At 62.5% G+C, this 25,417-nt stretch carries 18 protein-coding genes; 8 read left to right on the top strand and 10 right to left on the bottom strand.

Features of this window, described 5'->3' with window-relative positions:
* Window positions 1–118 precede the first annotated feature (118 nt).
* Both VGU25_14010 and VGU25_14005 read right to left on the bottom strand, forming a co-directional pair.
* The gene (locus VGU25_14010; GenBank protein ID HEV2578318.1) at window positions 119–553 is read right to left on the bottom strand and encodes a hypothetical protein; all 435 of its coding nucleotides are present in this window, start codon (window positions 551–553) and stop codon (window positions 119–121) included.
* 12 nt (window positions 554–565) lie between these two features.
* Entirely contained in the window at window positions 566–1,192 is a 627-nt protein-coding gene (locus VGU25_14005) for an NAD(P)H-dependent oxidoreductase (protein HEV2578317.1), read from the bottom strand.
* A gap of 117 nt (window positions 1,193–1,309) precedes the next feature.
* On the opposite strand from VGU25_14005, the gene VGU25_14000 reads away from it, so the two are divergent.
* The 3 genes from VGU25_14000 (at window position 1,310) to VGU25_13990 (ending at window position 3,913) form a co-directional block, all read left to right on the top strand.
* A complete protein-coding gene (locus VGU25_14000) occupies window positions 1,310–1,897 on the top strand; it encodes a TetR/AcrR family transcriptional regulator (protein ID HEV2578316.1) in 588 nt (195 codons plus the stop codon).
* Between the two features lie 172 nt (window positions 1,898–2,069).
* Window positions 2,070–2,537 carry a DUF4126 domain-containing protein gene (locus VGU25_13995; protein HEV2578315.1) on the top strand — a complete coding sequence of 156 codons (468 nt, stop codon included), beginning with the start codon at window positions 2,070–2,072 and terminating at the stop codon, window positions 2,535–2,537.
* Complete coding sequence (locus VGU25_13990) at window positions 2,534–3,913, top strand: FAD-containing oxidoreductase (protein ID HEV2578314.1); 1,380 nt, start codon at window positions 2,534–2,536, stop codon at window positions 3,911–3,913. Before VGU25_13995 ends, VGU25_13990 begins: the two co-directional genes overlap by 4 nt.
* 39 nt (window positions 3,914–3,952) lie before the next feature.
* Here the strand turns inward: VGU25_13990 and VGU25_13985 are convergent, their stop codons facing one another.
* The gene (locus VGU25_13985; protein ID HEV2578313.1) at window positions 3,953–4,552 is read right to left on the bottom strand and encodes a hypothetical protein; all 600 of its coding nucleotides are present in this window, start codon (window positions 4,550–4,552) and stop codon (window positions 3,953–3,955) included.
* Window positions 4,553–4,717: 165 nt separating this feature from the next.
* Between VGU25_13985 and VGU25_13980 the strand changes: the two genes are divergently transcribed.
* Entirely contained in the window at window positions 4,718–6,487 is a 1,770-nt protein-coding gene (locus VGU25_13980) for a tetratricopeptide repeat protein (protein ID HEV2578312.1), read from the top strand.
* A gap of 6 nt (window positions 6,488–6,493) precedes the next feature.
* Here VGU25_13980 and VGU25_13975 read toward each other — a convergent pair whose 3' ends face one another.
* Window positions 6,494–9,352, bottom strand: coding sequence for a carboxypeptidase regulatory-like domain-containing protein (locus tag VGU25_13975; protein ID HEV2578311.1), 2,859 nt, complete (start codon window positions 9,350–9,352; stop codon window positions 6,494–6,496).
* Between the two features lie 267 nt (window positions 9,353–9,619).
* On the opposite strand from VGU25_13975, the gene VGU25_13970 reads away from it, so the two are divergent.
* From VGU25_13970 to VGU25_13960, 3 genes are all read left to right on the top strand, one after another.
* Window positions 9,620–12,019, top strand: coding sequence for a carbohydrate binding family 9 domain-containing protein (locus VGU25_13970; GenBank protein ID HEV2578310.1), 2,400 nt, complete (start codon window positions 9,620–9,622; stop codon window positions 12,017–12,019).
* A 182-nt stretch (window positions 12,020–12,201) separates the two neighbouring features.
* The gene (locus VGU25_13965; GenBank protein ID HEV2578309.1) at window positions 12,202–13,377 is read left to right on the top strand and encodes a GGDEF domain-containing protein; all 1,176 of its coding nucleotides are present in this window, start codon (window positions 12,202–12,204) and stop codon (window positions 13,375–13,377) included.
* 63 nt (window positions 13,378–13,440) lie between these two features.
* On the top strand, window positions 13,441–13,659 hold the full coding sequence (locus VGU25_13960; GenBank protein ID HEV2578308.1) for a hypothetical protein: 219 nt from the start codon (window positions 13,441–13,443) through the stop codon (window positions 13,657–13,659).
* An 89-nt stretch (window positions 13,660–13,748) separates the two neighbouring features.
* Here the strand turns inward: VGU25_13960 and infB are convergent, their stop codons facing one another.
* From infB to VGU25_13940, 4 genes are all read right to left on the bottom strand, one after another.
* A complete protein-coding gene (infB, locus tag VGU25_13955; protein HEV2578307.1) occupies window positions 13,749–16,991 on the bottom strand; it encodes a translation initiation factor IF-2 in 3,243 nt (1,080 codons plus the stop codon).
* 291 nt (window positions 16,992–17,282) lie between these two features.
* On the bottom strand, window positions 17,283–18,935 hold the full coding sequence (nusA, locus tag VGU25_13950; GenBank protein ID HEV2578306.1) for a transcription termination factor NusA: 1,653 nt from the start codon (window positions 18,933–18,935) through the stop codon (window positions 17,283–17,285).
* A gap of 91 nt (window positions 18,936–19,026) precedes the next feature.
* A complete protein-coding gene (gene rimP / locus VGU25_13945) occupies window positions 19,027–19,593 on the bottom strand; it encodes a ribosome maturation factor RimP (protein HEV2578305.1) in 567 nt (188 codons plus the stop codon).
* 346 nt (window positions 19,594–19,939) lie between these two features.
* Window positions 19,940–20,707 carry an EAL domain-containing protein gene (locus VGU25_13940; GenBank protein ID HEV2578304.1) on the bottom strand — a complete coding sequence of 256 codons (768 nt, stop codon included), beginning with the start codon at window positions 20,705–20,707 and terminating at the stop codon, window positions 19,940–19,942.
* A 218-nt stretch (window positions 20,708–20,925) separates the two neighbouring features.
* On the opposite strand from VGU25_13940, the gene guaB reads away from it, so the two are divergent.
* Window positions 20,926–22,449, top strand: coding sequence for an IMP dehydrogenase (gene guaB, locus VGU25_13935; GenBank protein ID HEV2578303.1), 1,524 nt, complete (start codon window positions 20,926–20,928; stop codon window positions 22,447–22,449).
* A 44-nt stretch (window positions 22,450–22,493) separates the two neighbouring features.
* On the opposite strand, the gene VGU25_13930 is transcribed toward guaB, so the two are convergent.
* Both VGU25_13930 and VGU25_13925 read right to left on the bottom strand, forming a co-directional pair.
* A complete protein-coding gene (locus VGU25_13930) occupies window positions 22,494–23,534 on the bottom strand; it encodes a GNAT family N-acetyltransferase (GenBank protein ID HEV2578302.1) in 1,041 nt (346 codons plus the stop codon).
* 31 nt (window positions 23,535–23,565) lie between these two features.
* A complete protein-coding gene (locus VGU25_13925) occupies window positions 23,566–25,407 on the bottom strand; it encodes a glycosyltransferase family 39 protein (protein ID HEV2578301.1) in 1,842 nt (613 codons plus the stop codon).
* Between the last annotated feature and the right edge of the window lie 10 nt (window positions 25,408–25,417).

Below are 25,417 nucleotides of genomic sequence, written 5' to 3'. Positions count from 1 at the left end.
TTTTCAAAGTCTTGAAAACAAATAACTTGGCGGGAACGGAAACGCGGGCGCTTGAAGTTCGGCCCCTCTGGCGAGGGTCCGCACTGTCAAGTCGCCCGCGTCTGGTGCGCTGTTGCGCTTAGCGAACAAACTCGCCGGCGACCGAGCCCCGTGCGAGCTCTCCGTCTTTGACCAGAGGCTTTGCGGCCAGGATCTCTCTGAAGCTGGCGCGGTATTGCAGGAAGACCAGGATCCAGAGCACGGCTGCTAACAGCGCCGGAGCAATGCTTGCCGGAGCGAGTGTCAGATGAAAGGCGAGGATGTTGTACAGTTCCGCGGCGAGTATGGTGAGTGCGAGCGGCACAAAGTAGCCTGAAAGCAAGAGCAGGCCGCCAAGCAGCTGCGCGGCGAAGAAGAACGCGGCGAAGTGCGAGGCGCCGACGGCGATGAAGAACTGGATGGCCAGCGGGTTCGACGGTGGCGGCTGGTGGATGAAGTTGAGGAAGCCGTTCAGGCCGAAGACGGTGAACATCAGCCCGAGTAGATAGCGTGCAATAACAGAAGCAATTTTCATATGCCTTCTCCTTTAGATCGCCTGCGCGTGCGTTTGAACGGCGTGAAGATGCGGGGCGAGAAATGCCTCGCGGTCCTGGCCCTGGTTGAGCGCCGCGGTGCCGCCTGTCGTGAGGAAAGTCACGTTGGCCACACCGAGGAAGCCGAAGACCGAGCGCAGGTAGGGCTCGACAAAGTTGAACGAGGCCATCTGAGTCTGCGGATCGTAGATCCCGCCGGTCGCGATGATGAACGTGGCCTTCTTGCCGGTGAGCAGGCCTTTGGGCGTTCCGGTCGCATAGGAAAATGTTCTGCCCACGCGGGCGATCTGGTCGATCCAGAGCTTCAGAACGGAGGGCACGCTGAAGTTGTGCATGGGCACGCCGAACACGTATTCATCCGCCTGCTCCAGTTCGTCGATCAGCGTGTCCGAGAGCGCCAGCAGTTGGTTCTGTTGCGGGGTGCGGGAAGACTCGGGTGTGTAGGCCGCGCCCACCCATTCGACAGTGACGGGCGGGATGGGGGTCGCGTTGAGGTCGCGGTCGATGACCGTGCCGTCCGGGTGGGAGGACTCCCATTCGGTGACGAACGCGCCGGTGAGCTGGCGCGAGACGGATCGACCGTAGAGGGGGCTTGAGTCGATATGAAGAAGCTTAGGCATGGCGAAAAATCTCCTATGCGACAATTGATGTGTAATTGACAAATGTCGATTCAAAATAAATCGACAAATGTCGTTTAGACATCTAATGCTGTGGAAGAGCTAATTTTGGACGTGGCTATGGCGACGGCAGTTCAACCCGGCAAGACAGCGGACAGCACAGATCCCCGTGTCCTGCGCAGCCGCCAGATGTTGATGGAGGCGCTGCTCAGGTTATTGAATCGCAAGGAGTTCGACGACATCTCCATCCAGGAGATCACCGATGAGGCGACGTTGAACCGGGCCACGTTTTACCTCCATTACCCGGACAAGAACGCGTTGCTGCAGGCGATGACAGCGGACCGGTTCCGCAGCCTCATTGCGCGACGCGGTCTGTCTTTTACGAACTGCGACGGGGCGCTGCGAGCTATTGCGCTGGGCGTGTGCGACTATCTGGCCGAGACTGCGGGCTGCCCTACGCAACTGGCGAAGATGCCGCTGGAACGTTCGATCATTCCAGCAGTGGAAGGCATGTTCATGGAAGGCGCAGAGAGGCACACAGCGGCGCCTGGAACTGACCCGAAACTGCTGGCGACCGCGGCGGCCTGGGCCGTCTTCGGCGCGGCGCGACTGTGGCACCAGACTCCTGACCGTGTTCCTGCCGAAGAGATGGCTGCCACGATTGAAGCGCTGGTGAAACCGATCTTCCTTAGCGCTTCGGAGCGTTGAATCCCACCCATGACGACGATGGAGCCGCCACCCGAGCGAACAAGGTTCGGAGGCAGTTCAAGCCCATTCATGCCGACGATAAAGCCGTCGTCATGAATGGGGCACCCCGGCCTGCTGTACTCTTGAATTCTTCACCGGGCTCCCGTCGCGATCGTTCCTCCGGAGACCTGTCATGCACGTTCTTGTTGCTGCTCTGCTGCTTGGCGTTATCGCGGGCCTGCGAACTTTCACTGCGCCTACTGCTGTGAGCTGGGCCGCGCGGCTGGGGAGGATTCCGCTTGCCGGAACGCATCTCGGCTGGGTGGGCAATATTGTGACGGCGTGCATTCTGACGCTGCTGGCGCTGGCGGAGATTTTCTTCATCGACCCGAATCCTAAGACGCCCAGCCGTAAAGGGGCGCAGGGGTTCGGAGCGCGCATCGTGATGGGCGGTTTCTCGGGTGCGGCGATCGGTTTGAGCGGGGGATCGTTGTGGCTGGGGCTGCTGCTGGGCGTTGTCGGCGCAGTGATTGGGACGTACGGCGGAGCGGCGTTTCGTGGAAGACTCGCGGCGGCGTTCGGAAGAGATCTTCCTGCGGCGATTACCGAGGACGCGATCGCGGTCGTCGGCGCGTTCCTGATCGTGGCGTATCTCGCATGAAAACTTTCGACGCGATCATCGTGGGCGCGGGCCAGGCGGGACCGCCGCTGGCGGGGCGGCTTACGGCTGCGGGCATGTCGATCGCGTTCGTCGAGCGCAAGCTGTTTGGCGGGACGTGCGTGAATACGGGCTGCACGCCGACGAAGACGATGATTGCGAGCGCGTATGCGGCGCGGATGGCGCAGAGGGCGGCGGAGTACGGTGTGACGCTCGGTAACGCGTCCATTGGTATCGATATGGGGGCGGTGATCGCGCGGCGCGAGGCGATTGTCTCGGGCGCGCGCAACGGTGTGGAAGCATCGCTGCGGAATAACCCGCGCTGCACGGTGTTTACCGGCACGGCGAGTTTCACCGGACCGCATACGATGCGGGTGGGCGAGGATGAGATCACGGCGAAGCAGATCTTTCTCAATGTCGGTGCTCGCGCTATGATTCCGGATTTTCCGGGTGTGCGCGATGTTCCGTTCTTCGACAACTCGTCGATGCTGGCGTTTACCGGGCTTCCGAGGCATCTGGTGGTGGTGGGCGGGAGCTACATCGGGATTGAGTTTGGGCAGATGTATCGGCGGTTCGGCAGCGAGGTAACGATTGTGGAGCGCGCGCCGCGGCTGGTGTGGCATGAGGACGAGGACGTGTCCGCGGCGATTCGCGACATTCTGGAGCGCGAAGGGATCACGGTTCGCGTCGATGCCGAGTGCATCCATCTGGCGCCGCATGCGGAGGGTGTGCTGGTGGGCACGAACTGCAACACTCCGCCGCCGGATATTCCGGGATCTCATGTGCTGCTGGCGGTGGGGCGCACGCCGAACACGCAGGATCTCGGCGTGGACCGTGCGGGAATTGCGGTGGACAGGCGCGGCTACATTGTCGTGGACGATGAGCTGCGCACGAATGTTGAAGGCGTGTATGCGCTGGGCGATTGCAATGGGCGCGGTGCGTTTACGCATACTGCGTATAACGACTACGAGATTGTCGCGGCGAATTTGCTGGATGGCGAAGCGCGGCGGGTTTCGGATCGAATCATGTGCTATGCGCTGTATTCGGATCCTCCTCTGGCGCGTATTGGAATGAGTGAAACGGAGGTCAGGGCGTCAGGCAGGCCGGCGCTGATGGGCACGCGGCCGATGACTCGCGTGAATCGCGCGCGGGAGAAGGGCGAGAGCCTGGGCTTCATGAAGATTCTTGTTGACGCGGAGACGAAGCAGATTCTCGGCGCCTCGCTGCTGGGCGTAGGTTGCGATGAGGCGGTTCACTCGCTGCTGGACGTGATGTACGCGCGGGCGCCGTATACGACGGTGACACACGCGATGCATATCCATCCGACGGTGTCGGAGCTGCTGCCGACGGTGCTGGAGGATTTGAAGCCGTTGCAGTGAACCCACTCTTCCGCTGCGCGTACGAATGGGGCGCCCGGTTTAGTGGTGTTCCGGGACGACGACGCCGTGGAAGAACTGGGTGCCGAAGTGCACGGTGGCTGGGCCTACGAACTGCAGGCTGAGATTGGAGTAGGGGATTTGGGTGCCGCCGGCGAGGCATATCCAGAGGGTGGAATCTCCCATGGATTGGAAGGGCGCGGGGCTTCCGTTGCCGGTGAGGATCTGCGCTGGGCCGGTGACGACGATGACGGGGCCGCTGGTCGCGGGGCTGTAGCTGGAGCAGTGGCTGGTGTCGTTGGAGAGAGAGGCTCCGGTCATCACGATGTTGTGGGTGTGGGCGGAGCGGGTGGCGGTGTTGGTTGGATCGACGACGCCGGTGGTGACGCCGTAGTCAGAGGTTTCCATGGTGAGGACGGCGGTGAAGTCGGCGTGCTGGGTGGCGTTGTTGATGTCGAGGGTCCACTTGCCGCGGACCTCCCAGGGGCCACCTTTGATGTTGGAGGGGGTGTAGTCGTTGAGGATGCCGGCGAAGTGTTGGATGGGTTGTGGGAACCAGGGGAGCTGGCTGTGGGCGGTGGGCAGGGCCGCGAGATTCAGTGCGGCGAAGATGGCGAAGAAAAGCCGGGTGATGCGAGACATGGGGAAGCCTCCGGGCTAGAGATGTTGAACAGCGTGGGCCGGGCTGACGGCGTGGGGCAAGAGGTAAGTCGCTGGAAGGCGGGCGTGCCGTCTAATGCTGTCTATTGCAGTGCGGAGTAGAATCGTGGCGTTCGTGACAGGGCCCGGGCTTTCCAGGAGAGCGCGATGGGATCCTCGGTGCGGGCGCCGGCCGTTGAGGGGAAGCGGCTGGATTCGTGGAAGGAGATCGCGGCGTATCTGAACCGCGATGTGACCACGGTGCAGCGCTGGGAGAAGCGCGAGGGCATGCCTGTCTACCGGCATGTGCACGACAAGCGCGGCTCAGTGTATGCGGTGGCGGCGGAGCTGGATGCGTGGCTGGAGAACCGGCGGCCGGAGGTTGCGGAGCAGGCGGCCGGCGAACCCACGTCTTTGACGAAACCTGCGGCACCCGGTGTCCTTCGTGACCGGGGACGGGTGTGGTGGTGGGTGGTGGTGGCGGTGGTGGTTTGTGCGGGGCTGGCGGTGGCGGGATATATCGCGTGGCGGGCGCATGAGAGAGCGACGGCGGGACCGCAGATACGGTCGCTGGCAGTGTTGCCACTAAGGAATCTGTCGGGGGACGCTTCGCAGGATTATCTGGCGGATGGGATGACGGAGGAGTTGATTGGGCGGCTGACGGGGATTCGCGAGCTGAGGGTGACGTCGCATACGTCGGTGATGCGGTTCAAGGACCCGAAGCAGACGGTGCCAGAGATTGCAAAGGCATTGGGAGTGGACGCCGTGGTGGAGGGGTCGGTGATCCGGGAGGGAAGCCGGATTCGGGTGAGTGCGCAGTTGATTCGGGCGGCGACGGATACGCACATGTGGTCGGAGACGTATGACCGCGACGTGAGCGATGCGCTGACGCTGGAGAGCGAGTTGGCGCAGGCGATTGCGGAGAAGGTGCGAGTGACGGTGACGGGTGAGGAGCAGCAGCGGCTGGCGGCGGCGCGACCGGTTGCTCCGGAGGTGTACGAGAGCTATCTGAAGGGCAGATATGCGTTTGACGGGGCCAATGGGAGGCCGGAGCTCGCGCAGGCGATTGCGTACTTCGAGGATGCGATTGCGAAGGACCCGACCTTTGCGCCGGCTTACGTGGGTGTGGCGGAGTCCTACACGGAGATGGGGACGGTATTTGTGGGCCAGTCGCCGGAGGGGACGCGGCCCAAGGTGATGGAGGCGGCGCGAAAGGCGCTTGAAATTGATCCGACGCTTGCGAGCGCTCACGGGGTGCTCGCGAATGCGCTGCAGCAGGAGTGGCAGTGGGCGGAGGCAGACAAGGAGTACAGGCGCGCGCTGGAACTGAACCCGAATGACGGAGTGACGAACGCGGAGTATGCGCTTTGGCTTTCAGACCAGGGAAGAGCCGATGAGGCGATTGCAACGATACAGCACGCGAGGGAATTGGACCCGGTGTCGGTGTCGGGATCAGGGGTATCGTGGGTTTTGTTTCAGGCGCATCGGTTTGATGAGGCGATTCGGGAGTCGCGTGATTCGGCGGCGGTTCATCCGGAGAACGCGTTAGTGCTGATGGGATTAGGGTTCGCTCTGCTGGGAAAGGACGAGGCGGCGGAGGCGGTGAAAGTGTTGGAGAAGGCGGATGCGGTGTCGAAGGGAAGCCCGGCAGTGGAAGGGATTTTGGTGCGGGCGTATGCGCATGCGGGGCGGCGCGCGGATGCGGAGCGGGTGCTCGGGAATTTGAAGCGGAGAAGAGAGACGGGATATGTGCCGGCGGCGGCGTTCGTGAATGCGTACCTGGGGATGGGTGATAAGGAGCAGGCGTTCGTGTGGCTCGAAGAGGCGTACAAGGAGCGGTCGAACATACTGCAGTTTGTGAAGACGCATCCGTTCTTCGATCCGATACGGGGGGACCGGAGGTTTGTGGATCTGGAGCGACGGATTGGGCTGAAGTAGGGCTGGCTAGAACGAGAAATTGGTGAAGAAGAGGATGGTGCGGTTGCCGGGCGTGGGGCCGGAGTAGGGACCGCCGGCAAGGGACTGCGTCTGTCCAAATAGTCGCGAGTCGATGACGCCGTTGGGGGGCGCCCAGTTCACGACGTTGAAGACATTCAGCGCGATGGCAACGAAGGTGATGTTGTACTTGCGCGGGACCTTTTCGTCGATCTTCACGCCGCCGCCGTTGCCGCTGAGACCGCGGCCGTTGACGCTATTGTTCACGTTCTGGCCGGAGAGATCGCCCTCCTGCTTGATGTGCGGGCCGATGCCGATGGTTTTGCTGGCGCGCATGTGAAGGACGAAGTTGGCTGGGCCGGTGCCGAGGTTGTAGGGGATGATCTTCTCGTTTTTTCCGTAGGGATTGGCGTCGAGGCAGCCGTAGGGGGTGGAGACGACGTTGGCGTTGCCGGGGCTGCAGGTTGCGAAGGTGGGGCGTGCGTTGAACTGGTTGTTCTGGGTGAGGTCGTTGCCGATGGTGATGTTGTAAGGCGTGCCCGATTGCGCTGAGAGCAAGGGCGCGAAGATGACGCCGCCGGGAGCGGTGTAGGTGAGCAGGAGAAACGCGCGGTTGCGTGTGTCGAAGCTGGCGCGGCCGTAATCGAATCCCGGATTTTGATCGATCATGGGAATCGATGTTGCGCCCTGGGTGTCGCTGTTGGCGTAGTTGAGGGTGTAGTTGGAGTCGAAGCTGAGATGCTTGAAGTGGCCTTTGGCTGTGAGGATTAGTTGCTGCTGACGGTAGAAGCCGCCTGATTGAAATTGATAGTTGTATGCGGCGGGAGTGGGGCCGTTCACGGTGTAGGTGGATGGGTCGAAGTCGGGGGAGGTGACGTTGTCGGTGAGGTACTGATGCACGCCCTGCGTGTAGAGAAAGGTGATGTTTCCGGTGAGGGCTTTGGTGAGCTGGCGGTCGACGCCGAGGCCTCCCTGCATATCGAGCGCGGCATGAAAGTGCGGATCGATGGTGTGGTATGTGGGAGTGGATTGAGGGGTGGAGGCCAGCAGCGATGCGGGAATCGGCGCTGGTGCGGAGGCGTTGAATTGATTGTTCGGGAAGGCGGCGTTCGGATTGGTGACGGTGTAGCTCTTCTCGTTGACCAAATTGTCGTGGATGGTTTGGATGACGTAGGGCGTGCCCGAAGACTGAAACGAGTTGGGCACAGTGAAACGGTTGTAGAACCAACCGTAGCCCGCGCGGACGACGGTTTTTGCGGCGCCCTTGCCGGTGAATCCGGGACTCCAGGCGAAGGCGAGGCGCGGGCCCCAGTCGGCGTGATCGTTGATCCAGTTCTGGGCTTCGTAACGGAGGCCAAGGCCGACCACGAGATTATTGCGCGGACGCCAGTCGTCCTGGAGGAAGAGCGCTGCGTCGAACAGGGTGGCGCGTGCGACTGGATTGTTGACGACGGTTTGCGAGTAGAGCGTCGGCGTTTGCGCCTCATACTCGGCCAGCGTGCTGAAACTGTAGGTTCCGTTTGTTCCTGAGGTGGAGGAGTTTACGTCATGCTCGGCGCGGAGGCGCGTGCCGAAACGCAGCACGTGTTTGCCGACTGTTTCGGTGGAGTAATTCTGCAGCTCGAAGTCGTCCTGGTGGTCCTGCACGACGCCTGTAGATGAGCCGCCGTCAGTGAAGGCGCCTTGCACGGTGACAGCGGGCGTTGAGTTTGCGGCGGTTTGATCGTTGCGAATGCGACGCCACTGGAAGTGCGTTTCGTTGACGAGGTGCTCGTTGATGACGATGGTGTCGCCGATCTGGAGCGCATTTTCTGTGTCGTCGGTGCTGGTGGCCTGGCTGGGCAGGTTGAGAATGCCGACGCCTCCGCCAGAGGCAACGGAGCGGAAGAATCCGTCGCGGATGCTGATGTTGTGCGGACCAAGCTGGAAGTCGACGCGCGGGCCGATCTGGAAGATGCTGGATGGATTCGGGAAGGCTTCAAGGATGTTTGTGGATGGATCCGCAGGGTTCAGCGCATTGATGATGCTTTGGGTTTGGCGCTGCATGTCGAAGAGATTGAAAAAGTATGCGGCCTTCTTGCCCAGCGGGCCGCTGACATTGGTCATGGCGGAATAGAAATCGTAGAAGGGCGTATCGGGCACCAGGGGGTTGGCGGTGTTCAGGGGCGAGGCGGTACCAAATCCTCCGAACGATCCCTTGAGCTTTTGCGAGCCGGGTTTGGTGATGATCTCGATGCGGCCGTAGCCGATGCGATCGAACTCAGCGGAGAAGGGATTCTGGTTCACGCGAATTTCAAGGATGGAGGACTTGGGCGGGATCTGTCCGCCCTCGAATCCATCGATGTAGATCTGGCCGCCGTTAGGGCCGGCGGCGGGGCCTGCCAAGGCCTGGAGCTCATTCTGAAGCTCGTCGGGGTCGTCGGAGAGGGCATCGAGATCGCCGCCCTTGATGACCAGGGCGCTCGAGTTCTGGTCGGGGCTGAGGCCGACGTTTTCGCTTTGATCGTCGACGGTGACGTGTTCCTGTTCCACGGCGATGGCGAGGGAAACTTTGAGGTCCTTTGTTGCGCCAGCGGCAAGGATGACGTCAGGAGTTGTGAACGGCGCAAATCCTTTGGCGGCAACGGTCACGGTATAGGTGCCGGGCGGGAGTGAATTGAAGGCGAAGGTGCCGGCAGATCCGGAATTTGTGCGTTGCACGCGGTCGTGGCCGGCGAGCGAGACGGTGGCACCGGGGATGACGGCGCCGCTGGGGTCGGCGACGGTGCCGCGGATCGTTGCGGGCTCCTGAGCAGATGCAGCCGAGGCCAGCAGAAGGCAAGACAATGCCGCAATCGATAGAGCCAGGGCCTTGAGCTTTGCGATCATGTGTCCCTCTGTCAGATCCATCAGCGTCGGCGGTGGTCAGGCGGGCGTTGCGCTTGCTGTTCTATATACGGTCGAGGCAGAGTGCCGGGATGCAAGGAGTTTAGTAGGTCATCGATCCACCGGGGAAGAATGATCGACCGTTCTGAGCACAGTTTGTCAATCTTTTGATTCAGTGAATGACAGACGACTGTGCATTGAGGTCAGGGAACCGGAGAGAAGGGAATCGCGTATGTGAGGGAGGAAGAAGAGTTGGAGAGGTGAGTTGGTTTGGGTGTAGGCAGGTTCTTTCGGGTGCGTATGTGGGCGGCGGGTGGGCTGGTTGTCGCGTTGTTTGGGATTGCAGCAGGGGCCCAGGTGAATCAGGATCGGCAGGGCAAGCCGACGGTAACGCCTGCGGTGCCTCCGCGGATGGAGAGCACGCGAAGCTCTGATGTGACGGTGCCGGAGCTGGATCATGGACTGACGCTGGCGGACTTTGAGGGGATGGAGCCGCGGCCGGATCTGCGCGCGCGGCTGACCCACGTTGGCGGATTTATTCAGAACACGCCGACCGATGGGGCTCCGGCGACGGAGAGGACCCAGGTGTGGCTGGGGCGCACCAGAACGGAGTTGTACGTGGTGTTCCTGTGCTTCGACAAGCATCCGGAGTTGATTCGGTCGCACCTGGCGCGGCGCGAGAACATCACGAAGGATGACTATGTGACGGTGAACCTGGATCCGTTTCAGGATCGGCAGCGCGGGGTGGAGTTCCAGGTGAACCCGGCGGGCGTGCAGGCGGATGCAGCGTGGACCGAGGCGAATGGTGCGGACTACAGCTATGACCAGGTGTGGGATTCGGAAGGGAAGATTACGAGCAAGGGATGGATGGCGGTGCTGGCGATTCCGTTTCGGAGCCTGAGGTTTCCGGCGAGCGGGACGACGTGGGGTGTGGTGTTCTGGCGCAATCTGCCGCGCAACAGTGAGAACGACTGGTGGCCGAGGGTGTCCGCGAATGTGAGCGGAATGCTGAGCCAGGAAGGAACGATGCATCTGCCTGGCATGGAGGGCGTGAGCGGCTCACACAATGTGCAGATCAACCCGTACACGCTGGGGCAAAGCGTGCACACGCTGGAGACGCTCGATCCGATGAATCCGTACTTCAGCACGCGGAACGCTGAGGCGACGGCGGGCGGAGAGGCGAAGGCGGTGTTGAAGGATGCGATCGTGTTCGACGCGACGGTGAATCCGGACTTCAGCGATGTGGAGAGTGATCAGCCGCAGTTCACGGTGAATCAGCGCTACCCTGTTTATTTTCCGGAGCTGAGGCCGTTCTTCCTGGAGAATGCGAGCTACTTCCAGACGCCGATGATGCTGCTGTACACGCGGGACATTGTGCACCCGGAGATCGGCGGGCGTGTGACGGGGAAGGTGGGACATACGAACCTTGGCTTGCTGGCGATTGATGATCGTGAGCCGGGTGAGACGGTGCCGGATGGCGATCCACTGTTTAAGCACAAGGCGCAGGCGTATGTGGGGAGGGTGTCGGAGGATTTGGGTAAGGGATCGAATGTGGGGTTGATGTACACGGATGAGGAGTTTGGCGGCGGGTGGAACCGGATTGGCGGGGCCGATTTTACGTGGAGAGCGAACGATCACTGGACGGTGCTGGGGCAGATGGTGGCGAGCTCGACGCGGCCGACGAAGATGAGCAGTGCGGCGGCGATCTTTCCGGCGAAGTATGGATCGGGACCGGCGACGGATGTGCAGGTGCAGAGGAATGGGCACTCGTTCTCGCTGTTCGACGAGTATCAGGACATCAGCGCGGGGTTCGACAGCCTGCTGGGATTCTTCCAGACCTCGAATATCCGCAGCGACCATCTGCACTCGGAGTATCAGTGGTTTCCGAAGCATAGCGTGGTGCAGAGCTATGGGCTGGAGACGGACCAGCATGTGGCGTATGACCATGCGCACAATCGGGTGTATCACTACTCGACGTTTGATCCGTTCTGGCTGCTGCCGCGGAATGTTGTGGTTGCGCCGATCGGAGGAGAGAACTCGGACACGGTCGGGCCGCAGAATGGGTACCCGCTGGCGGCGAGCGAGAACTTTACGGAGAACTTCGGCGGGTTTGTGGCGCGCGGGCAGCCGTGGGCGCAGTTGAACTTCAATCTGACGGCGCTACGGTCGGGGAATGTGAACTATAACCCGCCGGCAGGGCAGACACCGTTTCTGTTGAATCAGGAGACCGTGTCGGCGCTGGTGAGTGTGAATCCGCTGCGGCAGTTGACGGCAGACAACACGTATCTGCTGGATAGGGACTTCAACGCGCATACGAATGCGTTTGTGTATGAGACGCAGACGTTCCGGACGAAGCTGAACTATCAGTTCACGAGGGCGTTTTCAGCGAGGATGATTGTGGAGTATGACACGACGCTGGCGAATCCGATGATGACGACATTGCAGCGGACGAAGCAGGTGCAGACGCAGGCGCTGCTGACGTGGCTGCCGCATCCGGGAACGGCGATTTATGTGGGTTGGAACAGCGATCTGCAGAACTACAACCACACGCTGTGCTCGCGGATGGGCGGGACGTGCGACCCGACGCAGCCGATTCTGCCGCGCGGGCCTGGGTATTTGAATGATGGACGGCAGTTCTTTGTGAAGGCAAGCTATCTGCTCAGATTTTAGCGGTCGCGGCAAATCATGAGGCGTGTGCCTGTCTGGGACAGTGGGTAGATAATACGAACTCCGCCATAAGTGGCATTGGCGCGGAATCTCCGTAATGCGAAACTGTGGTTGACTGCGGCAAATCAGAAATCGGGGCCACGTACTTGCTGGTGCATCACAGAGAGTTGTTTACGGGGACGGGGTTGGCGGTTCTCGTCCCGCTGCGGTCGCTGGTGTTTGGGGCGGTATTCTTCGGTCTTTGGTGGTGGCAGAGGCGGCTGCGATACCTGTTGTATCTGTCGGTGTCGTTCACACTGTTTACGGTTGGGACGTGTGCGCAGACGGCGGGGATCCCGCGTGACATCGCGTGGAACTTCATGCTCTCGGCGATGGTGTATACGGGTGCCGTGATTGCGTTGTTGAACGGATGCTACAAGCGGGTGAATCTGAGGCCGCGAGTGGCACGGTTGTGGATTGCGGGGCTGGTGCTGCTGGGGATTGCGTACTTCTGCTTCGCGGATCCGAACCTGAAGGCGCGAATTTATGTGATGAACTTCGGGCTCGGCGCGCTGACGCTGATTGATGCGGTGTATCTTGGCCGCGCCGCGAAGAAGCCGATCGACCGCATGGTGTTCGGGGTGGTGCTGGTGCTGGGCATCCAGGGATTTCCGCGTACGCTGTTGTCTTTTGGAACGACGGGACAGAGCCGGGACATGATGGCGTTCGCCCATTCGAGCTATTGGCAGTGGATGAATGCGACGTACGCGGTTCTTGTTCTGGTGGTGGGCTTGACGTTCGTGACCGCGGTGGTGGTCGACGTGATTGAGGAACTGCGCGGACGAGCGATGGAGGATCCTTTGACGGGTCTGCTGAACCGGCGCGGCTTCGAAGAGGCTGCCAGACGGCAGATCGCCAGGGCGAAGGGAACATGCTTCAGCGTCGCGGTGTGCGACATCGACCACTTCAAGGCGATTAATGACTCGTGCGGCCACATGGATGGCGATGCGGTGCTGGTGAAGGTTGCTGAGCTGCTGCGAGAGAACCTTCGTCGCGGTGATGAGATGGCGCGGTTTGGAGGAGAGGAGTTTGTGATGCTGCTCTCGGACATTCATCGCGAGGATGCGCGGGATTTGATTGAGCGGCTGAGACTCGCGATCGAAGCAACGCGATTTGGGAGCGGAAGCCTGCGGCAGCGGCGGATTACGGCGAGCTTCGGGATTGCGGAGTATCGAGTGGGAGAGGATCTGGCGGACGCGATCCGGCGCGCGGATAAGTTGCTGTACGCGGCCAAGCGCAATGGACGGAATAACGCGCTGGTGGACTGGTTGCGTATCGAGCTACAGGTGGAGACGGTGGCAAAGGGCGCGGCAGTGAACTGACGCTGCGGTTTTGAGATCTCCGGGGATTCCACATTCGATATCGCGTGCCTGAGTGCGGGAACAATGAAGGCGGGAACGTATCCTTCCGGCAGCTTCATTCTCGGCGCTTCTGTGGGCCTCGAATTTGATACCAGCAGCGGCAGCCTCACGTTTCTCGGCACACTGGACCCGAATACGAATGAGATTACCGGGAACTACGCTGTCTCCGGCAGCAGTTGCAACCAGACCGGAAGTGCAGTCGTAAGTATTCCAACTGGCTGCCCTGGCTGTTGGGATTATTGAGCTCGGGTTGAGCCGCCCCTGAAACATCACACAGAAGGTAAAGGCCGGGACAGAGTCCCGGCCTTTGGTGTTGCGTGAGTGGGTTGGCGCTAGACGGTAACGGAGGCAGCTGCATCCGCGGCTGCGGCTGCATCGGCGGCGGCGATCTCGTTTTCGCGCTCTTTGGCGACCTTGAGCTCGGCCATCTGCTGGCGCTTGAGCTCGGCGGTGTTCTGGCCGAGTTCGGCGGCGAGCTTCTCGGTGGTGAAGGCTTCGATGACGTCGCCAACGCGGATGTCCTTGAAGCCGGCGAGGTCGATACCGCACTCCATGCCGCTGCGGACTTCGGAGACGTCGTCCTTGAAGCGCTTGAGGCTGGCGATTTTGCCCTTCCAGACCTCGGCACCTTCGCGGGTGACGCGGACCTGGCTGTCGCGCTTGATGAGGCCGTCGCGAACGGTGCAGCCGGCAATCTGACCGACCTTGGTGATCTTGAAGACGTTGAGCACCTCGGCGCGGCCCTGGTAGACCTCCTTGAAGACGGGCTCAAGGAGACCGAACATGGCCTTGGTCATCTCGTCCTGCAGCTCGTAGATGATGGAGTGGAGGCGAACTTCCACCTTCTCCTGATCGGCGAGCTCCTGGGCCTTGCGCTCGGGCCGCACGTTGAAGCCGATGACGACGGCGTTCGAGGCGGAGGCGAGCAGGATGTCGGACTCGGTGATGGCACCGACGCCGGCACGGAGAACGCGGACGCGAACCTTCTCGGTGGACATGCGCTGGAGCGAGTCGGCGAGAACTTCGACGGAGCCCTGCACGTCGCCCTTGAGGATGAGGTTGAGGTCCTTGACGCCAGCCTGCTTGATCTGCTCGGCGAGACCTTCGAGCGAGATGCGGGAGGACTTGGCGAGCTGGGCTTCGCGCTCCTTCATGGTGCGGTAGCGGGCGATTTCCTTGGCACGGTCGCGGTCGGCCATGACGAGGAAGGTGTCGCCGGCGTCCGGGATGGACTCAAGGCCAAGGATCTCGACGGGGGTCGATGGACCGGCTTCGGTAATCTGCTGGCCGCGGTCGTTGAACATGGCGCGGACCTTGCCGAAGGTGTTGCCGACGATGTAGCTGTCACCAGGCTTGAGCGAGCCGTTCTGGACGAGGACGCTGGCGACGACGCCGCGGCCGCGGTCGAGCTTGGCCTCGATGACGGTGCCGACAGCTGGACGCTCGGGCGTGGCTTTCTGGGGCTTGAGGTCGGCCTGGAGGCAGATCATCTCCTCGAGGCCGTCGAGGTTGATGCGCTGCTTGGCGGAGACATTGACGAAGGGTGTGTCGCCGCCCCAGTCGTCGGGCTGCAGGCCGCGCTCGGCGAGCTGCTGCTTGACGCGATCGGGGTTGGCGTCGGGGCGGTCGATCTTGTTGACCGCGACGATGATGGGAACGTTGGCGGCGCGGGCGTGGTCGATGGCCTCGATGGTCTGGGGCATGACGCCGTCGTCGGCGGCGACGACGATCACGACGATGTCAGTGATCTTGGCGCCGCGTGCACGCATGCGGGTGAAGGCCTCGTGGCCCGGGGTGTCGAGGAAGACGATCTCGCGACCGAAGGCGGGCGAGTCTTCCTTGGTGATGCGGACCTTGTAGGCGCCGATGTGCTGGGTGATGCCGCCGGCTTCGCCCGCGGCGACTTCGGTGGAGCGGATGGCGTCGAGCAGCGAAGTTTTGCCGTGGTCGACGTGGCCCATGACGGTGACGACGGGCGGGCGAACGATCTCGACGAGACCTGTGGTGTCCTCGAGAAGACCTTCGATGGCCTCGTTCTCGATCTGCTCTTCGACGGAGATGACCTGGGCGTCGGCGCCGAACTGGCGGGCGACGGACTTGACGAGCTCGGAGTCGAGCGACTGGTTGACTGTAACCATCACGCCGCGGAGGAGCAGGGTAGCGATGAGATCCTTGCCGCGGACTTCCAGCTTCTCGGCGAGGTCCTTGACCGAGATGCCTTCGGTGACGGTGATGGTGCGGGTGATGGGGAGATCACCCTCGGGAATCTGCGCGGCGCCCTGGCGCGGAGCGTAGCCCTTGAGAGCGACTTCCTTGTCCTTGACGTAGCGCTGATTGCCACGGCCGCGAGGGCCGGGACGCGCGGGACGGCCGGGAGCCGCCGGGGCGTCGGTTGGGGGAAGCAGACCGCCGGGGCCGACACCCTGACGTCCACCAAAGCCGGGACGGCCACCAAAGCCAGGGCGACCGGGGAAGCCGGGACGACCGCCTGGGCCGCCTGGGCCTCCGGGACCACCAGGGCCGCCGGGGAAGGTGCGAGTGGGGTGCATGGGCCGGCGTGCGCCGGGGGCGAGGGGACGACTGCCAGGGCCGCCGCCGGGGCCACCGGGACCACCAGGACCACTTCCTGGTGCTGTGGGGCGCGGGCGCTCGAAGATGGGGCGACGGGCGGCATTGGCCGCGCCGGGAGCGGCGGTGTAGGTCGGGCGCGGGCCGGTCTGCGGCATAATGACGCGGCGGACAGGCGGCGCGGGCGCTGCAGGAGCCGCGGGCGTCTCAGGGACTTCAGGAGCGACGGCTGCGGGCGCGGGAGCCGGCGGCGGAGTTGCGGCGGCCGGCGCGGTGGGCGCAGGGCTGGCTGCAGAAGCGGCAGCAGCGGCCGGGGCCGGGGCCGGCGGAGGGACAGCCGAAGGCTTGACCACGACGGGAGCTGCGGGGGGCGTCGATGCGACAGCGGGGGCCGGTGTCGCTGGCCGGACTGCGACAGGACCTGGGGTCGGGCGGGCAGCGCCAGGACGCACCAGCCCAGTGGGAGAGCTCACAGGAGCGCCGGGACGGGGCGTCACGATGTTCGCGGCGGCGCGGGGCTGCGGCACGATGCGGCGCGGCGCCGGCGGCTGATTGGACGTGGTCGCGGGCTGAGGAGTGGCGCTGGCAGCGGGTGCGGAGGCTGGTGTGGAAGCGGCCGGGGCTCCGGGACGGGGTGCGGTCGGCGCAGGGCGCGCGGCGGCTGCGGCGGCCGGGGCGGCGACGGTGGGACGCGCGACGGGCGCCGGCGGGCGGGCCTTGGCGGCGGCTTCGGCCTGCTTGCGCTCGAGGATAGCCTTCAGGGCGTCGCCGGGCTTGGAGACGTGCGAGAGGTTGAACGCAGGCTTCGTCTCGGCGGCAGGCCTGGCGGGCGCAGCCGGACGAGAGCCGCGGGCGAAGTAGCCGCGCACCTGCTCGGCCTCATGTTCCTCGATGGAGGAGGAGTGCGTCTTTTTCTCTGTGACGCCGACGGCCGTGAGAGCGTCAAGAATGGACCTGCTCTTGACCTCCAGTTCCCGTGCAAGATCGTTGATTCGAACTTTGCTCATTCAATCCTTTTGTTGAGGGCGGCGGTTATCCGCGGCCCTGATCACCGCGCTTAGCTGGTCATATCAGCCTCGATCGTAGTGAGAGTTAATCCAAGTTTATTAGAGCATTTTTCCAGATACTTTGCCCTTGGACAATTCATCGAGAGTAGTTTTCTTTGCCGGAAAACGCCGCCCACTGTTGTGTCTCTGCGCCAGACCCTCAGGAAAATGCTGTATCTCCTGAAAGCTTGAAAATTTCAGCCTGTAACCGCAAATTCATGCGGCTACAGGCTGGTAAGAACCGAACGAGCGTCAGTCACGCCCGTGACCGGCGTCGTCGATGCCCTCGTCGGAGAATTCCTGGGTTTCGTCGACAAGGTTGTCGACGGTGTCGTTGTTGAGCTCGATGGCCTCTTCGCGGGCATCGGCAGCGTCGTTGGCATCGGACTCCGAGATCTGCTCCTCAGCTTCGGCGATGTCCTCGGCGGAGTATTCGCCGACCTCGCGGGCGGTGCCGGATTTTGCAGCCTCGCGGGCCAGTATCTCTTCAGGTGTGAGTGTCATAGAGTGTTCCTCGTCTCCAGCCACATCTGATGCTGCTCCTGCAGCGACCGCTTCTTCACCGAGGGCGAGCGCGGGTTCGGGAATGGTGGTCGGGTTTTCTTCGCCTCCGGCGCTGGCGGCGGCCAGCTCAAGACGGCCAAAGTAATCGCGGACGGCAGCAGCAATTTTTTCGACGGATTTTTCGCCGATGCCCTGGACTTCGCCGAGTTCCTCTTCGGTCATGTCGGCGAGCTGCTCGACGGTGGTGATGCCGGCGGCGATGAGCTTTTCCATCACGCCGTCGCCGAGCTCGGTGATCTGCTCGATGGGCGTGGTGGCGGCGCCCTGCATGGCCTGCATCTGCTGCTCGACCTCCTGACGCTTCTCCTCTTCGGACTTGATGTCGATCTTCCAGCCGAGGAGTTTGGCGGCGAGCCGCACGTTCTGGCCCTTCTTGCCAATGGCGAGGGACAGTTGCGTGTCGTCGACGATGACCTCGAGCTGCTTGTCGCCGAGGTCGGTGATGGAGACGCGGGAGACCTTGGCGGGCTGGAGGGCCTTCTCGGCGAAGGTGGTGACCTCTTCGGAGAACTCGATGATGTCGATCTTTTCGCCGCGCAACTCGCGGATGATGGACTGCACGCGCATGCCCTTCATGCCGACGCAGGCGCCGACAGGGTCGACGTCCTTGTCGCGGGACATGACGGCGATCTTGGTGCGCTCGCCGGCCTCGCGCGCGATGGCGCGGATGATGACGGTGCCGTCGTAGATCTCAGGGACTTCCGATTGAAAGAGCGACTGCACGAGGGCCGGCGCGGCGCGGGAGACGATGACCTGCGGGCCTTTAGCGGCGCGGTCGACGCGGAGAAGGACGACGCGCACGCGCTCGCCGATGGCGAACTGCTCGAGGCGCGACTGCTCGCGCTTGGGCATGCGGGCTTCGGCCTTGCCGAGGTCGAAGATGACATCCATGGGCTCGAGCCGCTTGACGGTGGCGGTGAGGATCTCGCCGGTGCGGCTGCCGTATTCCTGGAAGACGGTGTCGCGCTCGGCCTCGCGGACCTTCTGGAAGATGACCTGCTTGGCCATCTGGGCGGCGATGCGGCCGAGCGGGGAAGTGTCCTTGTAGAAGCGGAGCTCGCCGCCGACCTCGACCTCGGGCGCGAGGGCGCGGGCCTCCTCGAGGGTGAGCTGGTTCTCGGGGTCTTCGACCTGTTCTTCGGCGTCGACGACGGTCTTGTAGACGTAGGCGCGAATCTCGCCGGACTCGCGGTCGAGCTCGCCGCGCATGGTCTCCTGCGTCTTGTAGAACTTGCGTGTGGCGAGAGCGATGGCGTCTTCAACGGCGCCGACGACGATCTCGGGGTCGATGCCCTTTTCGCGGCTCAGCATTTCGATGGACTGGTAGAGTGCGCTTGCCATTGTGAGGATCTCGTTTCGTTCGGTGTTTTTGCGAGTGGTTAGTCGTTAGTGGTTAGTGAAAAACTCCCACTAGCCACGGATCACTAACTACTCAGATTTCTGCGACTAAGTTGGCTTTTTCTACGTTGGCCAGGTCGATGGTTACGGTCTGGGTGGTGAGGGTCTTTTTTGCCTTGCCCTTCTGTTTGACGGCCGACAGGTCGAGGGTTAGCCGGTGGCCGTCAAAAGCCGTGAGTCGGCCAGTGAAGTGACGGTTATTCTCGACGGGCGTAAAGGTCTGGAGTTTGACGAGGCTGCCTTTGAAGCGCTCGTAGTCGGCGGCGCCGCGGAGCTTGCGCTCGAGGCCGGGGGAGCTGACCTCGAGGGTGTACTCGGAGCCGGGGACGAGATCTTCGACATCGAGAACGGTGCTGAAGTCGCGGGCGAAGTGCTCGCAGTCTTCGTGGGTGACACCGGAGAGGAGCTCGACCGGGACGCCTTTGGGAAGATCTTCGGTGTGCTCGGCGAGGACTGCGCGGGCTTCGGCATTCTTCTCAACAAAGACGCGGAGGGCGCGGTGTTTGCCGCCGCCGGCAAACTCGATGTCAACGACCTCGAGGCCGTGAGAGCCGGCGACGCGGTCGGCGGTGGCGCGGATTGTGTCGAGTGGAAGGGCCATGATGGTCAGGGTTAGGCCGGTTCTGGCGAATGCCGGGCCGGATTTTGGAGCAAATAAAAAGTGGGCTCTCGCCCACTCCTCCCTTCCGCCACTTGCCGGTGCGCTCACGGCTGCAAAGCGCGGCGGAATGATTCGTCGCTTTTTCTATCTTAGGCGGTTTGGGGTGGGAGGGCAAGGAGACGGGCATCCTGCAAGCCGTGAGGCTCACCTCAGGGGCTAAAGCCCGCTTTTCTCCGTGGTGGCTTTACGGCACGGCTGAAGCCGTGCCCTTAACGAAGCAGCTCTAAAGGGCGGTTGAATCCGCGCCTTAGCGGGAAAAGCTAGAGTTCAGCGTTCCCGAAGTGCTTCAGGCGACGGAAGAGAGGCCGGGGGATGAGGAGAGTTCGATGGAGTCGAGGGAGAGGGAGTGGCGCTTGAAGAGTTCTTCCGGCCAGATGATTTCGGGGAGGGACTCAAAGGTGGGTTTGGCGAACAGGTAGCCCTGCAGGAGGGTGATGCCGCAGGACAGGAGGATGTCGAGCTCGGCGCGAGTTTCGACACACTCCCCGACGATCTGAATGCCGAGGCGGTTGGCCATGGCGGCGGTAGAGCGAACGATCTCCTGGGCGCGGGGCTGGGAGTCGATGCCGCGGACAAGGCGGCCATCGAGCTTGAGCACCTGAACGTCGATGTCTGCGAGAAGGTTGAGTCCGGAATTGCCGGCTCCGAAGTCGTCGAGAGCGACGGTGAGGCCGTGGCGGCGGTACTCGGTGGCGATGGCACGGAGGCGCTCGGTGTCTTTGAGGGACTCCATCTCGGAAATCTCGAACATGAGAGAGGTGACGGGGAAGCCGGTCCACTCGGCGGCCTGGACGGTGCGCTGGAAGCAGTCGGCGGCGGAGTAGCGGGTGCCGGGCATGAAGTTGACGGAGAGCAGGGCGCCCTGCTCGGCGATGCCGAGCTGCTGAGCGAGGATCATGGCCTTGATGCGGCAACTCTGGTCGAAGGCGGCGCGGGTGTCTTCGGTGACCTGGCCGAGGATGTCGGTGGCGGACTCCTGTTCGGTGCCGCGGACGAGGGCCTCGTAAGCGAAGATGGTGCGGCGCCTGATATCCACGATTGGCTGGAAGGCCATGGATAAGGGGAGATGTGCTACCGAACCGTCGCGGCGGCGGCCCAGCCTCGCCGAAGAGGCGTCTCTACGATGGGTCGAATCCAAGGTTTTACCTCGCACCATTTTTTATCGGCCATGACGGAAATCCCTTCAATGCTTCGGATTGGGGATTTGTCGCACAGCAGTCGGTGGCGTTGTACAACTTTCGGGACAGGAGGGAATAGAATCGATGGAACCGCATGATTTCACTCCCTGTTTTAGACGCCCTGACCTTTGATGATGTGCTGCTTGTGCCAGCGTACTCCGATGTAATTCCAACACAGGTAAGCACTCAGACGAGACTAACCAAGAACATTACCCTCAATACACCTCTGATGTCGGCGGCGATGGACACGGTCACGGAGTCGCGGCTGGCGATTGCGATTGCGCAGCAGGGTGGAATGGGCGTGGTGCACCGGAATTTGACGATCGAGCAGCAGGCGGGCGAGATCGACAAGGTGAAGCGGTCGGAGTCGGGGATGATTGTGGACCCGGTGACGATTGAGCCGGAGCGGCCGATTTCGGATGCGCTGGAGGTGATGCGGCGCTACAAGATCTCAGGCGTGCCGGTGACGAAAAACGGCAAGCTGGTGGGAATTCTGACAAACCGCGACCTGCGGTTTGTGTCCAGGACGGATATTCCGATTGCGGATGTGATGACGAAGGAGCACCTCATCACGGTGCCGGTGGGGACGACCCTTGAACAGGCGGAGGAGATTCTGCATCAGCACCGGGTTGAGAAGCTGCTGGTGGTGAATGATGCGTACGAGCTGAAGGGCCTGATTACGGTCAAGGATATCCAGAAGAAATTGAAGTATCCGAACGCGAGCAAGGACCAGCAGGGACGGCTGCGTGTGGCGGGTGCGATTGGGGCGACCGGCGACTTTCTGGAACGTGCGGTGGAACTGGTGAAGAACCGTGTGGATGCGCTGGCGATTGATTCGGCGCATGGACACTCGTCGCGCGTGCTGGAAGCAGTGCGGGAGTGCAAGAAGCGGTTTCCGGATGTGGACCTGCTGGCAGGCAACGTGGCGACCTATGACGGCACGATCGCGCTGGTTGATGCCGGCGCGGATGCGGTGAAGGTCGGGATTGGGCCAGGGTCGATCTGCACGACACGCATGGTGACGGGTGCGGGCATGCCGCAGATCACGGCGATCTCGGAGGCGTATCGCGCGGCTACGGAGCGCGGCGTGAGCGTGATTGCGGACGGCGGGATCAAGTACTCGGGCGATATCACGAAGGCGATTGCGGCGGGTGCAAGCATTGTGATGATTGGCTCCTTGTTTGCCGGTGTGGATGAGAGCCCGGGCGAGACGATTCTGTACCAGGGACGCAGCTTCAAGGCGTATCGCGGCATGGGGAGTTTAAGCGCGATGTCGCAGGGCTCGGGCGAGCGGTACTTCCAGGGGCCCGGCGAGGCCACGGAGACGGAAGAGCGGCGCGACCTGACGGCGCGCGAGCAGAATGGCGCGAACAACCGGTTGGCGAAGTTTGTCCCGGAGGGCATTGAGGGACGCGTGCCGCATCGTGGACCGCTGGAGGCGATGGTCTATCAGCTGGTGGGCGGCCTGCGGTCCGGGATGGGGTATCTCGGGTGCGGGACGATCGAGGAGCTGCAGAAGAAATCGAAGTTTATTCGGATTTCGAATGCAGGTCTGAGAGAGAGCCACGTGCACGATGTGGTGATCACGCGGGAAGCGCCGAATTATCACGTGGAGTAGAGCGAGTCAGCAAGTCAGCAAGTCAGCAAGCCAGCAAGTTAGCGCTAGACGGCGGCGGAGATGCGCAGGTCTGATTCGCGGATGCGCTGGTGGGTGGGCTGTGTCTGGTCCCAGACCATGGCATCGAAGCAGTGAGCCGTGCGGAAGCCGAACTGCTCGTAGAGACGGCGGGCGCCGTCGTTGCTTTCGGTGACGGTGAGTGAAAGGCTCTTGACGCCGGCGGCTTCGAGGCCGAGAAGGCAGTGACGGAGCAATGCGGGGCCGAGGCCGAGGCCGCGGAGCGTGGGGCTGACGCAGAGCTGGGTAATGTGCGCGGAATCCTGGCGGACGCGCGAGCAGAGGACCATGGCGAGAAGATCGGTGTTCTGTCCGTTCGCGGAGCGCGTGTTGCGCAGGACCCAGGAGCTCTCGGGGTCGAAGATGCCGCAGCCGGGGAAGCGAACGATGTTGTGCAGGAAGCGTTGCGCGCCGTGGACGCTGCGGTACTGATCGTTGATGCCGCTGTCGACGTGGCCGACGTAGGCGAGATGGATGAGGTCGGCGGCGGCGTCGTAGAGTGCGGGCTGCCAGGGCTCAAGAACGACGCCTGCGGGAAGGTCGCCGGCTGGCCGTGATGGGCGACCGGGCGCGGTGAGGTCGACGACCATGAAGAGACGCGGGTGGGGAAGGAAGCCGCGCTCGGAGAATTGCCGGCCGAGGGCACCGGTGGGGAACATGAGCAGTTGCGATTCGATGCGATCGACGCCGGGGGCCGACTGCAGCATCTCGAGCAGGTGCGTGAGCAGAGTTTCGCAGACGGGGTTGGATGAACCTTCGCCTTCGCCAAAGGCGTAGACATCGCCGAGGACAGCCTTTGCGGCCTCAAAGACGGCAAAGGTGTAGCCGGCGACTTTGCCGCGGCGGAGCGCGACGAAGCCGGGAAGGACGCGGCTGTCGAGGTACTTGAGGAGCACGGAGGTTGATCCGGAGTAGTCCCAGAAGAGGCGTCGCTGCCAACGGTCAGCCTCTTCCATGAGCAGCGGCTGGAGTTGCGCCGCGGAGAAGTGGCGCAGGTCGAGCACTTCGAGCTGTGAGGAAAGAGCCATTCTTTTGGACGCCGCGGTGTACCCGGGACCATTAACCGCGCGGATAAACCTTATACACCGAGAGACCCTGCGTGTTGTAGAGGAAGAGCTGCTGGTAGGTGCGGCCGGCTAGAAGTTGCGGCAGATCAGCGGCTTCTTTGGTGGGAATGACGAGGACGTGGCCCTCGTCGGGGATGCCGTCAGTGTCATAGTGAACCATGTCCTGGTCACGATAGAAGGCGAGGCCATAGTCGAGATCGCGACGCACGTCGTGTACAGCGACAACCTGGTCGGAGGGATCAGCCTTCTGGATTTCGCGCGCTAGCGGACGCGCGGAATAGTTGAGATCCAACAGATGGCCGTGCATCCCGAGCAGGAAGAACATGAGTGCGACGAGCGGCACGAGTGTGACGGTGCGCAGACGGCGAACGCCGTAGATTCGAACGACAACGATGATGAGCAGAGCGGCGAGAATGCCCCATATCGCAGCGATGATGAGCGAGCGTGGAGCTGGGATGATGCGCTGGTAAATCATGTACTGCGGACAGAGCAGAATGACGAACGTCATGAAGCCGGTAAGGCCGGCGTGCACGTTCAGGAGCCAGTTCGGGATGCCGTTGCGGCGGATGCGGAAGAGGTAATCGCCAGCGAGAATGGCGAGCGGCGGCATGGAGGGAAGGATGTAGCCGGGGAGCTTGGAGACGGAGAAGGAAAAGAAGACGACTGGAAGCAGAGCCCAGAGGCAGAGGAACTCGGGGAAGGCGTCGCCGGCGCGGACGTGGCCGACGTAGCGCTGCGGCTTGTGGCGGACCTTCCACTCATCGATGGAGAGTGCCATGCCGTCCCATAGTGCGCGAACGGCGAGGGCTGTCCAGGGCAGAAGGCCGATGATGAGGACGATGGCGTAATAGAACCAGTGCTGCGAATGCTGGTAGCGGTCGGTGGCGAATCGCTCGAGATTGTGCTCGAGAAAGAAGATATGGAAGAAGCGCGGGTTCTTGCGCTGGACCTCGATGTACCAGGGCAGCACCATGAGCAGGAAAAGTCCGAGGCCGGGGAGCCAGAAGCTGCGGCGGATGGCGGACCACTCACGGCGCAGGCCAAGGAACAGAAGGATGGTGCCGAGCATCAGGAAGATGGCGATGGGGCCCTTGGCGAGTGTGGCAGCAGCGCCAAAGAAGTAGAGATCGAAGAGCCAGAATTTTTTGCCGGTCTCATACCAGGCGTACCAGCCGAGCAAACCTATAGATAAGGGCGCGGCGAGCTGCATATCTGTAGACGCACCACGGGCAAAGCCCACCATTCCAGCCATGGAAACCATGATGAGTGCGGCGTCGAGATGGCCTCCAGGGCGGAATCGTCGGAGGTGAAGGAAGGCGAGGATGATGAGCGCACCTGCGCCTGTGGCGGAGGGTAATCGGGCCGACCAGTCATAGACGCCGAACTCCTTGAAGAAGCTCATCGCGCGCCAGTAGTAGAGCGCGGGCTTTTCGAGCCAGGGGCGCCCGTAGAGGATGGGTGTGACGGTGCCGCCGACGAGGCATTCGTAGCTGGCGTGGAGGTCCTTCCCGCGAAGGCTATGCGGAGTGATTTTGGCGTGAAGTTCGTGGCAGTCGGTGGAGTGGGCGGCGAGCATCTCGCGAGCGATCTGCGCGTAACGCGGTTCGTCGGCGCCTACGAGGCCGATTTGATCTCCGCCGGTGAACGGGGTGAGGCCGTAGAAGAGGAAGTAGGCGCAGACGATGAGGAGAATGACGAACTCCCAGAGGGAGCGGCCCGTGTCGGAGGGAAGACGGTCGCGCCAGCGCCGCCAGAGGGAGGGGCGCTCGGAGAGTGCGACGGATTGGGTGTTTTCGATCAACTGCGCTTTCTGGCTGGGCCTCGTTTCGCTCACGTGATGCCGA

This window comes from Acidobacteriaceae bacterium, from assembly GCA_035944135.1.
Lineage (GTDB): Bacteria > Acidobacteriota > Terriglobia > Terriglobales > Acidobacteriaceae > Granulicella.
Note: the sequence above shows the minus strand (reverse complement) of the source record. Positions and strands in the feature narration are given on the sequence as shown.